Here is a 12,359-nt window from a genome sequence, read left to right on the forward strand (position 1 = left end):
ACTGAAGCTCAATTGTACCCGTTCAGCCAATGGCGTCAACTTAAGGGAAAATATCAGTGATTGTGTATAAAACTTCTCTCTAAATTTTTTACCATTAAATTACCCAAAAGCTGCAATAAACAGCACTTTTGTTTCTGTTTTATTTCAACAAAGAAGTCTAAAATGTGTCCTTTTTAGGTGAAACATGCAAAAAGGAAAAAATCTTATTCTACAAATTAAAAATATAATATACTCGAAAGCTTTTCAGAGAATCCATTGTGTTGAGTTTCACACGAACAAGGAAACTTCCTTTTACGACAGTATTTTCTATGATTTTAAAGTTAATTAAGAAAAGTTTAGGAATAGAATGTGAGCTCATTAAGTTCCACCCTCAAAGCAAGCTTTTTCTAAAGCAAGATATAAATACAGGTTTTAAAGAATTTAAGCATCCAAACAGCCTATCAAGATGAGCCTGAGCTGGAGAGGCTATAGGCTTATTGCAGCAGATGGTTCTGGTATTCAGCTCTGAAGAAATTGTATCCGAATTTGAACCAAATGGAACAATAGGCACCATTGGCAATTTGTTTGTTGATTTATGTACTTCGCTGATTTGTAGTGCTCGCCTTGCGGCCTGGAATGTGGGTGAGCAAACTGACCTTACCCAGAAAAAGTAGAGAGAAAGTTAAGACGATTTTGTCATGAGAATGATGCATCAAATTGTGCAGGAATGCAATAGTTAATAGTAGAATGTCTACGTTGTTTGTTATAAAAGATTTCTATGTATTCAAATATGGCAGTTCTAGTTTGTTGAGCAGAATGTTGAGAAGTATCAATAAGCAGCTCCCTTTTGAGTGAACTGAAGAAGCTTTCTGCAACAGAATTATCGTAACAACAGCCCTTATGGCTCATGCTGGAAATGATGTTTTTTGTATTCAATAGAAATTGGTAATTTTGAGAGGTATACTGTGACCCTTGATCGCTATGTAACAGTAGATTTTGGGAGTGTTAAATAAACCATACGCGTCAAGTTAAGGAATGTAGAGAGCTTAAAGTAGATACCCTGGTCTTCCTATATCTGTCTTTCAAAGAAAACTTTGACCAGATTATAGTAAGCTTTTTTAGAAAAATTTTTAAATTATTGACAATATTGTTTAATATCAAAAAGAGCTCTCTAACCCGCCTTTTCAATTCAATAAATGCCTTTGTTAAACTGAGCTCCGTGTTCTTTTTTAGTTTTACACAGCCAATCATTCCGTGAAATACGAGAATAGCACATAATTTTGCGTATAGCTCGCACAATACTCTAAATGGATTTGTCTTTCCTTTTAGTTTATCAAGATTGATATGACTTTTATATAGTTTAAATAGTAATTCGATTTGCCATCTTACTCTATAAACCGTCAATATTTGTTCAGCATTAATTTTACTCTCTGGAACATTAGTTACAAATATTGACCAATCTAATAACTTTTGATTCTTTTGAGAAGATGTATATCCATGTGACTTTGCTAATTTATTAGCCTTTCTTCTTCTAGCCATAAACTGTTCTTCAGTTAGCTTTTGACATATAATTCTTACCTTAATTTTTACTTCCTTTCCTAATAATACTTCTTTTTCTAAAGATAATTGACCTTCCAAATACTCCAATAGCTCTATTTTTTGATTTGTTTCTATATCATATATATTGGTATCAGACTTATAACGACTAACAAAATATGCACCTGCTTCATCAATCTGTTTAAAAGAACTAGGCACAAAGTAGCCCAAGTCAAATATTAGCAAATCATTGGCTGATAAACCGTTCAGATAATCCCTATAACCTTGATCCGACCTTATTCCTTCCATTAAATTTAACTTATCTAGCGCTTGATTCAGGTAATCAAAGACTAACTGTAGCTTTATTCCTGATTTGGTATTATTCTCACAATCTCTATAGCTACTGCCATATCCTTTATACATATCTTCCATGCTACTGGGCAGGCTAATGTAGCTGCTATCCAATAATTTAACGCTTCCAAATTGCTGTAAAATTTTGCAATCAATCTGTAGACTTTTTTTAAATAAACACAAAGCTTCGTTATACATTTTTTTCATGAACTTAACTGCTTCTTCACTAAACCTAAAATCTAAACCCTGTTTTGTAATTTCTATCGAGTCTTCATTTAGCAATTGGCACATTGTTTCTATGCTGCAATCATCAACTCCTATGTTACCAAAAACCATGGCTTTTATGAATGATGAGCCATTAAGTTTTCTCTTTCTTTTTATGAAACCTACTGCAATTGATATTTCGTCTGCTTTTTCATTAAAGAATTCATTGAGGTCTTTTGATAAGCAAGCTATTCTGTCCATTGTAAGTTCTCTCATTCATATATCCAAGAGAACTTATACCTTATTATTTTCCTTCACTCTATCAACTTTACTTACACTTTTCCTTAACTTGACGCGTATGGTTTATTTAACACTCCCATGCGTGAGAATTATTGCTGCCAACAACCTTCCTTGGTTTTTATATAAGTAATCCCATACTTTATTTGGTTGCTCAGTGATAAAATTTTGATCTAATATATTAGGAGCAATAACCATATTATTTGGTTGTTTTTTAGTTTTAAATCTTCGTCTAAGTTTGGCTATAATGTCATTTTCCTGCATAACATTTTGCACTGTTTTGATGTTATAATTTTTGCCTAAAGCTTTTATGGATTTTAGGGGCTCCATATCTGCATTTAGATGCTTTTTTTGAATCTCTGCTAGAAGTCCTTCCCTTGCTAATTCTTTATTGCTTTTTTCTTTAGCAATCCATTTATAATAACCACCAGCACAAAACCCTGCATAGTTCCTGTATTTTATAGCAATTTCTATGCTCTTTTATAAAAGAATATTTTACTCTTTTTCTTTGGCAAAATATCCCAGGGCTTTTTTTAAAATGTCTCTTTCTCTTCTTACTCTTGCTAACTCTTTTTTTAGATCAAATCTTTCTTTGTCATAAGGAGCTAGTTTTCCTTTGCCTGGAAATGCGTATGCTCCAGACATTTTTCCATCATATTTTCTTACCCATTTACTTAACATACTGCCATCTATACCTAGATCTTTTGCTATTTTTGTACTTGTTTGACCTGTTTCTTTAACCAGCTTAACAGCTTCCAATTTAAATTCTGCTGTATATTCTCTTCTATTTGTCATATTACACCTCTTTGAAAAAACGTTTTATTTTACTCCAAAAACGTCTTAACTTTCTCTCTACTTTTTCTGGGTAAGGTCACTTCCTTTAACTTATTACAGATTGCTGTATGTAAATTACTCCAAAACATCTATCTGCTGCTGAAAATATTTCTCAAATACTCTTTCTACTTCATTATCAACTAACTCTTTCATTATTTCCCGAGCTTGCGTGTTTACTTTAATTTCATCTATTGGCAAAGACGTGGTATACCTTCGTCTGAAGATTCCTATATGACCATTTTTCATTGTTGCTATAAATGCTCCTTCATACGTACGGCTCCCTACCTTTGCTCCTCTCTTTGTCTGTTTTATACTCCCAAGTTTTGCAACTCCTATCCACTGGGAACTGAGCTTTACTACCGACCATAAGCGCTTTCTATTTGCTTTATCCACACTTAACTTTTTTCTCATTGCTTTTTTTGGTATTTGCTTTTCTTCGCTTACTTGTTTGATAGTTTGCGATCTTACCCATAGTGCTGTTTTGTTTAATGCTCTCACTGTTGCTAATTCTATTTTTCTTCTTTCAGCATCTATGCTTTGCATAACTTTTTCGATGCTATCGGTGACTTCGATGTTAATACGCATCTACACCCCTGACGCTTGAATTTTCCACAATACTCCTGAATTGTCCCTAAGTGGTGCTACCTATGGCACATCTCTTCCTTATTACCTGCAATATTTCATCTGCTGATATTTGGATCAATGCACCTATACACACCTTTTTTCTCAGTTGTAAAGTAGTAATCCCCAACTGCAAGATCAGTTACAGGCGTATGATACACATCTTCTGGAATGCTGACTATCTCTTCTATCATGCCTGACTTCTCATCTAATAGAAACATGATTCCCTTATTGCTCACAATAAATAATTTTCCATCTATCACCGGTCTAGCATAATATGTGTCTTTTAGTTTATCATTTAGCTCATCATTCACCACTAAGTTAGTACTCCAAATTATCTGACCATCAGGTATTGCAACTTTCATAACTTCATTCTTTGTGTTTACTACAAAAAATTCGTTACCATTTATATCATCGGGGTACAGCCATGGCATAATCCCACCACCACTGATATTTTTTGCTTCCATGGCCTTTAACCACAAAAGATCTCCTGATCCTATATCAATCGCAACAATGGTAGAATTGTTTGTAGCTATTAATGTGTTATTCTTTACTACTGGAGTAGTTGTGATATCTGCAAGCTGAGTGTCTAAAATATTTGTAGAAGGTAACTTATAAGACCACAACTTTTTCCCATCTTTGTCAAAAGCTACTAACTCTCCATTTGAAAATGGAACTATTAGCTTATCGTGTATAACCACAGGAGATATGTAATTTGATCTTGTCATTTGATTACTACCATTAGACATATGATAGAACCAGCTTGTATTACCATTCTCTATGTTCAGCATGTATAAATAGTTATCTACAGTCAAAATTGCTATTCTATCATTAAAAATTGTAGGGTTTCCTTTCACCAAAGACTTTAACTCCTTTTTCCACATAACTGCGTCTTCATTTATTTCATATTGTGTATTATCTCTATTTATTGCATATAGCACATTATCTATTGCTAAGTAAATTTCTCTACAATATTCACTGCAAGTAGCACTCATTCTACCAATTGTTTTATGACTACCAGATAAATCTACATCCTTCCAGTACCACCCTGTGTTGTACAATACCCCATCACCACCAATAATTAGCTCATAACTTTCGTGTATAGGAATTGGTTGTATATAACCTTGAGAAAACTCTCTACTTGGATTATTCCACGGGTGACACCTATATTTATTTTTTATTTCTAAGCTAGGCTCTACCCCATCTTTTGCAATAACACAACTTGTGCTCAATAAGAAAGCAATAAAAAAAATGGCTAGTTTCATAAAACTTTTCTAGAAAGATCACTTTATATACACATTAAAGATACGATATATTGAACAATTTCACTATCGTTAGTTTTGATTTTAACACGAAAAACCATTTTACATTCTCACTGCGTTTATTTTCCACAATATTCCTGAATTATCCCTGAGCGGCGGTGAATGTACTTTGTATCTACGGTTACCAATAACAAAAGTATCTCCTACTACTGGCTGCAATACATCAAAGACACTCACCTCCAAAATCAACATCTCCCCTACAAATTGTCCTTCACCGATCTCGTATAATTTATCCGGCTGTTGCTTTAATATCTGCACCATATATGACTTATCCTTTGACTCATACAAAGCTTGCTCTCCTAAATGTGCAAAACAATCTTTCAATAACCTTTTAATATTTTCTTGCATCTTGTTCTTTTATGTACTATAGTACTTTCAAAAGCGAATGATAAAGGTATAATATACTTTTTAGTGTATAGGAAAAGTGATGGTATATAGTGTAGATTTAAGGAAAAAAGCAGTGTCTTTGGTAGAAAAAGGAAAGTCAAAGACTGAGGTTGCAGAGCTTTTTGAGATAGGAATAGCAACACTATATAGATGGCTGAAAAAGAAGTCTGCTGGTCAAGATCTCAGAGCGACAAAAAGTGTTGGTTTTATTCGGAAAATAGACCCAAAAATACTTGCAGACTATGTTAAAAAACACCCAGATCACACACTAGCAGAAATGAAACAAAACCTTGGCTTTGGGATCAGTGCAATTTGGTATAGGTTAAGACAGCTAAAAATAACCTTAAAAAAAAGTCACATTCTATCAAGAGCGCAATCAAGAAGATAGGCAGCAATTTATCGATAAAGTCTCAAAAATAGACCACTGTAGCATTTTATATATAGATGAAGCAGGAGTTGATAATAGACTATACCGAGAATATGCACGAGCTCCAAGAGGAGAAAAAATGTATGCTGATGTTCCAGGAAAAAAGCGGGAAAGAGTGAGTATAATAGGTGGATGGATTGAAAAGAAGTTTATTGCACCAATGACCTTCACAGGAGGGTGTAATAAAGATGTATTTAATATATGGTTAGAGCGAAGATTACTTCCACAATTACAGCGTGATACAACCATAGTTATGGATAATGCTACATTCCATAAAACTCCCAAAACAAAGTCATTAATAGAGTCTTTTGGCTGTCATTTGCTTTATCTTCCAACATATTCACCTGATCTAAATCCTTACTTTTACCCACAATTTTGAGAGGTTATGATGTGAAGCATAACAATGCTCTCCTTAAGGTTTTCATAGCCCCGCCATAGAGTCATAGACCCTGGTAAATTATCACTTTTTCTATTCATAAATCCACCCAATTTTCCTAACCAAATAATAGCTTGTTTTATGTTTGGAGGTTCTTCGGGTAATGTTGCTACCCGATACTCATGCATGTAAAGGACCTTCCACTCTTCGTTGCTTAAAATTTTAGTACAAGTTTCCATGGGATTTGATAAAGCCACTTTTGTCAAATATAAAATTTTAAACGCGATTATACTTTTTATAGCAATTAACTTCTGTAATCTTTCTTTTGTAGCTAAGCGAGAGCTTTCTATCTTACATCCTGATTTTAAAATCCTAAAATACTCTTCAATTTTCCATCTTAGCTTATACCAATTTATCTTTTCTATGGCATCTAAAGTATGGTACATTAGTTAGTAGAGTCCAGTCGACAGCTTCCAATCCATCAGGAGGATTTGTTTCTTTTGCACTTACCACATATACAGGGATTTTATCACTTATTTTATGTATTGTATCTTTTGACCCATAAATGGAAGAAGATCTGATAGGTATATAGCCTTTCATATACTTAACTTCAATATTAGCTTTCCTTGATCTCTGGTTTCCACCTTTAGTAACTTCTAGAGAAATTTTCTTTTTTACTGGCAGTTGAGTGATGCGTGTTTGCAAATCTGTTTTTCCGACTTCAGTACAGATAAATCTTCTATTAGCTCGATTGCGGATTACATAAAAACTACCTAACGTCTCAGCCACCCATAAAAATTTGAAGATGTCTGCTTCCCTATCACCAAGGGTAACAAGTTGTACATTTGGAGGAAGGTTGTTTATAGTTTCTTTGAGAGCTGTTATCCACTTATAACTTTCTTTTTCTTCTATGGAGGTACGGTATTTTCTGTTTGCTTTTTCTTGTGCCGTTTCTTCTTCCCTAATAGAACGCGCCCAACATTGTTGGGAAGATAGACCTAAAGGTAATCCGTCTTTGCTAGGCACTATGCAACAGTAAACCCATTTTATGCTTTGTATAAGCTTTAGAAATACTGCCTAGTCTCTTGGTCTTTATATGAGAGTCAAAATCCAAATAACTTGTATCTTGAACTGAAAATACCAACTGGTTTCCTTTTATTCTTTCCTTAGTTTCTTTATAATGGGAAGAATAAATTTCCTTATCTTCAAGCTTTTCATTGCTTATATGCACCCTTAGCTTCTTTCCACCCACTACAGCTTTGATTCAGATGCCTTACCCTCTATGCAATAACTTGTTTTTATAAGTCTTTTATTAAGCCTTATATCTCCCAAATTAATGTGTTTTAACTCTCTTTCCAGCCATTTATCCCCTAAGCCATCTGTATATTGCACGCTTGTACTTGTTTCTATCATTTTGATCCTAAATTATTTAGCTTACTCACTTTTTATATTTGTGGGTAAAAGTAAGATCTAAATCCGATAGAGCATTGTTGGCACACCATTAAAAGTCGCCTCAGACCTCTAATGCATCAATGTACAGACTTACACCTTTTAGTTGGTAATACCATTTTAGACGTTTATCATTCGTTTTAGAAAATACTATAGTTGTAGATGCTTTGTTGATGGCTGTTAATAAGCGCAAACCCGCTAAAGATCTACTGTTACATAGCGATCAAGGGTCACAATATACTTCAAAAAATTATCAATATCTATTGGATACAAAAAGTATCATATCTAGCATGAGTCACAAAGGTTGTTGTTACGATAATGCCGTTGCGGAGGGCTTTTTTAATTCACTTAAGAGGGAGTTACTTATTGATACTTCGCAACACTCTGCACAACAAACCAGAACTGCCATATTTGAGTATATAGAAATTTTTTATAATAAACAACGACGTCATTCTACTATTAACTATTGCATTCCTGAACTTTTTGATTCATCATTTTCATGACAAAATCGTCTTAACTTTCTCTCTACTTTTTTTGGGTAGGGCCAATGTTTACAGACCTAAATGTTCAAGCAGCATGGGAAATGGCGCGGGGTAAGTCACTATAGATCACTCAGTAATAACCTTAAGTGTTAATAATGATAAAGAGAAATTAAGGCTAGATATCTACATAGCTGAAAAGTGCAACATATCACGCAGTAAAGCTCAAAGATTGATACAAAATGAGCAGGTAAAATTACTTGGCACACCGATAATTAGTAATGACCACATAGTAAAACCAGGTGAAGAGTATATAGTACATCTCGTTCAACCTGACATATCCACATCAATTGAGCCTAATTATGACATAAAACTTGATATCGTCTATGAAGATGAGGACATTATAGTTCTGAGTAAACAAAGTGGATTAACAGTGCACCCAGGTGCTGGGACAAACAATGATACGCTTTTGAACGCAATTATCGCTCACCTTGATGTAAGACCAGGAATTGTTCATAGACTCGATAAAGATACCAGTGGGCTGATGGTAATTGCAAAAAATGAAGGAGCCCATGGTTTTTTGTCTGAATTGTTATCAAATCGTAAAATAAAGCGAGAATATTTAGCAGTAGTTTGGGGAATATTATCTTCTCAGCAAGGCACGATAAAAACTAACATTGCTCCCAAACGCGGTAATAAAGAAATGATGTGTGTAACAAAAATCACAGGCAAATTAGCAATCACTCACTATTTAGTGCAAAAAGTTATAGGACAAGTAAGCCTCGTTAAATGCACTTTAGAGACAGGCAGAACACACCAAATTCGAGTCCACATGAGCCACATAGGACATTCCATAGTTGGTGATCAAGTTTACGGAAAAAATAGTAGTAAAAGCACAAAATATGCTAAAAACTCTAGTTTTATTCGTAATTTCAATAGGCAAGCACTACATGCTTATACACTGGGCTTATATCACCCAAAAAGCAAGGAATACATGGAATTTGTCTCTGATTTACCGCAAGATATAAAAACTTTAATTGGTGAGTTTAACAACATATCTTAATAACATTCGTATTAACCTGTCAATATTATCATCCATGTTATCAGGAAGTTAATTAATGAAAGAAAAACTGCTGCACTACCTAGATCTTTCACCTTTTTTGAAAGTATGTGTTGTTCACTGGAAATACGCTCAATTGTCGTTTCAAAAGCAGTGTTAACAATTTCCACAATTAACACCAGGAATAGGCTGCTTATCATTACTGCACGTTCTAGATTACTTACATCCAAAACAAACAAAGTTGAAACACATACTATAAAAAGTAGTAACTCCTGTCTGAACGCAACTTCTGATATAAAAGCTGATTTTATTCCTTCACAAGAGTATTGAATTGCTTTTATTAGACGAATAATGCCCTTCTTCATTATTACTCACAAAACCCTTTAATCAAAATTTTAACTCATTTGGATTTGCTACACCCTATAGCATTTTATCATTTGTTCACCCTATTGGTTTTGAAATTAAGATTTACTGCAACTACAATAAGTACTCTTGTTATCACATTTTGGTGTTAAGTCAGGATAAAACGTAAGTATAGCATCATTCTTTCTTACAAACACTGATTGATAATTGTCATCCTCCATTTTATACAGGCACATTCCATCTTTTCCTAATTCCTTGAACGCCTTAGTTGCAGAAATTAAAATATCATCGGCATGAAGGTTATATGCGTATCCATTTGAGCATTTAACTTTTATGATAAAGGGGCTGGCAAAATGTGTCAAGTAAGTTTTTTCGTTTCTGCGGGCTACCTGGTTTTCCTACTGAAATTTTGAAAAATGTAATCTACTTCTATATTCAAATATATCAAGCAGTAATTCAAAATCAGCCATTGCACCTTTTGCGTTATTATACGCGAGGTTGAGCAGCTCTCTGTCCTGATATAAATCAGCAAATTTAAATTCCATACATCCTGATTGTTTTGTGCCTAAGATATCTCCACTGCCTCTTAGCATCATATCCCTTTCAGCAATGTAAAATCCGTCCTGTGACTCACACATGATCTTTAACTTTGAAGATGAGCTTCTACTTAAATTATCGTATAATAATACACAAAAAGATGGCTTGTTTCCTCGTCCTACTCTACCTCTTAATTGGTGTAATTGCGATAACCCAAATTGCTCTGCATTTTCTATAATCATAATGGTTGCATCTGGTACATCTATACCAACTTCTATCACAGTGGTTGCAACAAGCAGAGAAAATTCATTTCTTTTGAAGGAAAACATAACTTGATCTTTCTGCTCCTGAGTCAATTTTCCGTGTATTATGCTAACTTTATCAAAAAATGTTTTTTGTAATTCCTGAAAACGCATCTCTGCTGCAGCAATATTGGTCTCTTCGTTTTCTTCTATGTATGGACAAATCCAATATGCTTTTTCGCCCCTGTTTATAGCACCTTTTAGCTTTTCAATAACATCTGGCACCCTACTAATGTTCATAGTTACAGTTTTTATTGGCAATCTGGATTTTGGTTTTTCTTTCAAAATTGAACATTCAACGTCACCATACATAGCTTGCTGCAAGGTTCTTGGAATGGGAGTTGCAGTAACGAAAAGTATATCGGCATTTTCTCCTTTTCCTACCAAGCGATTTCTCTGCATCACTCCAAATCGCTGTTGCTCGTCTATGACTGCAAGCCCTAAATTTTTAAATGTAACGTTAGCTTGAAATAGTGCATGAGTGCCAATTACTATATTTAAAACACCACTTGCAAGTTCGTTCATGATAATCTTTCTTTCCTTGCGCGAAGTTTTACCAGTAAGCAGCGCAACTTTTATATCGGTACAGGATAAAACTTCCTCAATCCAATTATAATGTTGCTCCGCCAAGATAGTAGTCGGTGCCATTAGAGCTGCCTGCATGTTGTTTTCTACCACATTTAGCATCGCAAAAAGTGCAACTACGGTTTTGCCACTACCAACATCACCTTGCAGCAAGTTTATCATGCGGTACTTGGATTTTTGCCTCTCTGAAATTTCATCTATTGCACGAATTTGATCGTTTGTTAATTGAAACGATAATTCATTTAAAACTTGCTCTTTATATTTACTCAATACTATAAATTCTCTTCCCCTTTCTTTTACATGATTTTCTCTTGCAAGTTTCAGTGCTAGCTGATACGCAAACAATTCATCATAAGCAAGCCTTTTTCTACAAACCTCGGCTTCCGCCAATGAGCTTGGTCTGTGCAACTTTATGATGCTTTCCCTCCAACTTAGCCATTTTTTTTGCTTGATTAATGTATCATCTATCCACTCTGGCAAATCAGGCAATTCTTTCAGGTTAGAGCTTATTATGTTCCCAATGCTCTTATTAGTAATGCCACGGCATAATTGGTAGACTGGCTCTATGCGAGCTATTTCTTTAAATTGGTTGATGTCAAGCGACACGTAATCTGGGTGAGTAATCTGCCAATGCTCAGCAAATTTTTCGAGTTTGCCACTGATGATTACAGAAGCTCCAATTGGAAATAGTTTATATAAATACTTAACTGAGTAATTAAAAAAGACTATGAACATATACTGACTCTCACTTTCAACAACTATTTTATATGGTCTACCTCTCAAAGTGGGAGGCTGATGTTCATAAACTTTTGCCATGAAAGTTGTAAATTCTCCAACTTGAGCATCGGGCAGTGACTTACTTCTATCCACATAACTAAGTGGCCTATAAAATAGCAGGTCCACCACTTTGTCCCCACTACAAAGTTTAGGCAATATTGTGGAATGAAATTTAGGTATATTCTCCAGCCTGCTATTTAGAAAAATCTGATTGCTCATTGAGATTCATACATGTGTAAAACTGTTTATCAATAATAGAGTCTTTTTAAAATCCTGTCACCTTATGGTCAGGTATGCACTATAGCTAGCACAGCTCTCTAACGTCATACCGCCACGGTATCTTAGAATAGATTCCGCTAACACGTAGCGGAATGACGATTTGTCGTTTTTAAAATCATCGGTAAGCCTAAGTTACCCCTAACTATATTTGCTATCATAGGGCTTATAGCAGGTATTTTATTGACTTATTAATC

At 34.5% G+C, this 12,359-nt stretch carries 13 protein-coding genes and 5 pseudogenes; 5 read left to right on the plus strand and 13 right to left on the minus strand.

Going from position 1 to position 12,359, the window contains the following annotated elements:
• Window positions 1–184: 184 nt before the first annotated feature.
• A pseudogene (locus tag ACJZL1_RS04595) lies at window positions 185–632 on the plus strand (IS4 family transposase); the annotation flags it as partial.
• A 43-nt stretch (window positions 633–675) separates the two neighbouring features.
• Here the strand turns inward: ACJZL1_RS04595 and ACJZL1_RS04600 are convergent.
• The 6 genes and pseudogenes from ACJZL1_RS04600 to ACJZL1_RS04625 form a co-directional block, all read right to left on the minus strand.
• Window positions 676–981: pseudogene (locus ACJZL1_RS04600) on the minus strand (IS3 family transposase); the annotation flags it as partial.
• 21 nt (window positions 982–1,002) lie between these two features.
• Window positions 1,003–2,331 (minus strand): IS4-like element ISWosp9 family transposase, encoded by a 1,329-nt coding sequence (locus ACJZL1_RS04605; protein WP_419247522.1) that lies wholly within the window; start codon window positions 2,329–2,331, stop codon window positions 1,003–1,005.
• 126 nt (window positions 2,332–2,457) lie between these two features.
• A pseudogene (locus ACJZL1_RS04610) lies at window positions 2,458–3,162 on the minus strand (transposase); the annotation flags it as partial.
• A 114-nt stretch (window positions 3,163–3,276) separates the two neighbouring features.
• A complete protein-coding gene (locus ACJZL1_RS04615) occupies window positions 3,277–3,786 on the minus strand; it encodes a phage tail protein (RefSeq protein WP_265026140.1) in 510 nt (169 codons plus the stop codon).
• Window positions 3,787–3,881: 95 nt separating this feature from the next.
• Window positions 3,882–5,087 (minus strand): PQQ-binding-like beta-propeller repeat protein, encoded by a 1,206-nt coding sequence (locus ACJZL1_RS04620; protein ID WP_265026141.1) that lies wholly within the window; start codon window positions 5,085–5,087, stop codon window positions 3,882–3,884.
• Window positions 5,088–5,186: 99 nt separating this feature from the next.
• A complete protein-coding gene (locus ACJZL1_RS04625; protein ID WP_265026142.1) occupies window positions 5,187–5,492 on the minus strand; it encodes a head-tail joining protein in 306 nt (101 codons plus the stop codon).
• Between the two features lie 79 nt (window positions 5,493–5,571).
• Between ACJZL1_RS04625 and ACJZL1_RS04630 the strand changes: the two genes are divergently transcribed.
• Both ACJZL1_RS04630 and ACJZL1_RS04635 read left to right on the plus strand, forming a co-directional pair.
• Window positions 5,572–5,919 (plus strand): transposase, encoded by a 348-nt coding sequence (locus ACJZL1_RS04630; RefSeq protein WP_265026143.1) that lies wholly within the window; start codon window positions 5,572–5,574, stop codon window positions 5,917–5,919.
• A gap of 28 nt (window positions 5,920–5,947) precedes the next feature.
• Window positions 5,948–6,337 carry a transposase gene (locus ACJZL1_RS04635; protein WP_419247523.1) on the plus strand — a complete coding sequence of 130 codons (390 nt, stop codon included), beginning with the start codon at window positions 5,948–5,950 and terminating at the stop codon, window positions 6,335–6,337.
• Here ACJZL1_RS04635 and ACJZL1_RS04640 read toward each other — a convergent pair.
• The 4 genes from ACJZL1_RS04640 to ACJZL1_RS04655 are packed head-to-tail and all read right to left on the minus strand — an operon-like array spanning window position 6,322 to window position 7,747.
• On the minus strand, window positions 6,322–6,780 hold the full coding sequence (locus ACJZL1_RS04640; protein WP_419247064.1) for an IS4 family transposase: 459 nt from the start codon (window positions 6,778–6,780) through the stop codon (window positions 6,322–6,324). The genes ACJZL1_RS04635 and ACJZL1_RS04640 overlap by 16 nt on opposite strands.
• The gene (locus tag ACJZL1_RS04645) at window positions 6,737–7,360 is read right to left on the minus strand and encodes a hypothetical protein (RefSeq protein WP_419247047.1); all 624 of its coding nucleotides are present in this window, start codon (window positions 7,358–7,360) and stop codon (window positions 6,737–6,739) included. The genes ACJZL1_RS04640 and ACJZL1_RS04645 overlap by 44 nt, the downstream gene beginning before the upstream one ends.
• A complete protein-coding gene (locus tag ACJZL1_RS04650; RefSeq protein ID WP_265025918.1) occupies window positions 7,353–7,586 on the minus strand; it encodes a hypothetical protein in 234 nt (77 codons plus the stop codon). The genes ACJZL1_RS04645 and ACJZL1_RS04650 overlap by 8 nt, the downstream gene beginning before the upstream one ends.
• Window positions 7,586–7,747 carry a transposase DNA-binding-containing protein gene (locus ACJZL1_RS04655; RefSeq protein WP_182319418.1) on the minus strand — a complete coding sequence of 54 codons (162 nt, stop codon included), beginning with the start codon at window positions 7,745–7,747 and terminating at the stop codon, window positions 7,586–7,588. The genes ACJZL1_RS04650 and ACJZL1_RS04655 overlap by 1 nt, the downstream gene beginning before the upstream one ends.
• A 191-nt stretch (window positions 7,748–7,938) precedes the next feature.
• Between ACJZL1_RS04655 and ACJZL1_RS04660 the strand changes: the two are divergent.
• Together ACJZL1_RS04660 and ACJZL1_RS04665 are read left to right on the plus strand one after the other, a co-directional pair.
• Window positions 7,939–8,286, plus strand: a pseudogene (locus ACJZL1_RS04660) (transposase); the annotation flags it as partial.
• A gap of 115 nt (window positions 8,287–8,401) precedes the next feature.
• Window positions 8,402–9,325 carry an RluA family pseudouridine synthase gene (locus tag ACJZL1_RS04665; protein WP_419247524.1) on the plus strand — a complete coding sequence of 308 codons (924 nt, stop codon included), beginning with the start codon at window positions 8,402–8,404 and terminating at the stop codon, window positions 9,323–9,325.
• A gap of 11 nt (window positions 9,326–9,336) precedes the next feature.
• Here the strand turns inward: ACJZL1_RS04665 and ACJZL1_RS04670 are convergent, their stop codons facing one another.
• From ACJZL1_RS04670 to recG, 3 genes and pseudogenes are all read right to left on the minus strand, one after another.
• The gene (locus ACJZL1_RS04670; protein ID WP_265026148.1) at window positions 9,337–9,687 is read right to left on the minus strand and encodes a diacylglycerol kinase; all 351 of its coding nucleotides are present in this window, start codon (window positions 9,685–9,687) and stop codon (window positions 9,337–9,339) included.
• A 96-nt stretch (window positions 9,688–9,783) separates the two neighbouring features.
• Window positions 9,784–10,020 (minus strand): annotated as a pseudogene (locus ACJZL1_RS04675) (EndoU domain-containing protein); the annotation flags it as partial.
• 63 nt (window positions 10,021–10,083) lie between these two features.
• Window positions 10,084–12,105: an ATP-dependent DNA helicase RecG gene (recG, locus tag ACJZL1_RS04680; RefSeq protein WP_419247065.1), complete on the minus strand. Its 2,022-nt coding sequence runs from the start codon at window positions 12,103–12,105 to the stop codon at window positions 10,084–10,086.
• Window positions 12,106–12,359: the final 254 nt, after the last annotated feature.

This window comes from Wolbachia endosymbiont of Rhagoletis indifferens, assembly GCF_048537595.1.
Classification (GTDB): Bacteria; Pseudomonadota; Alphaproteobacteria; order Rickettsiales; family Anaplasmataceae; genus Wolbachia.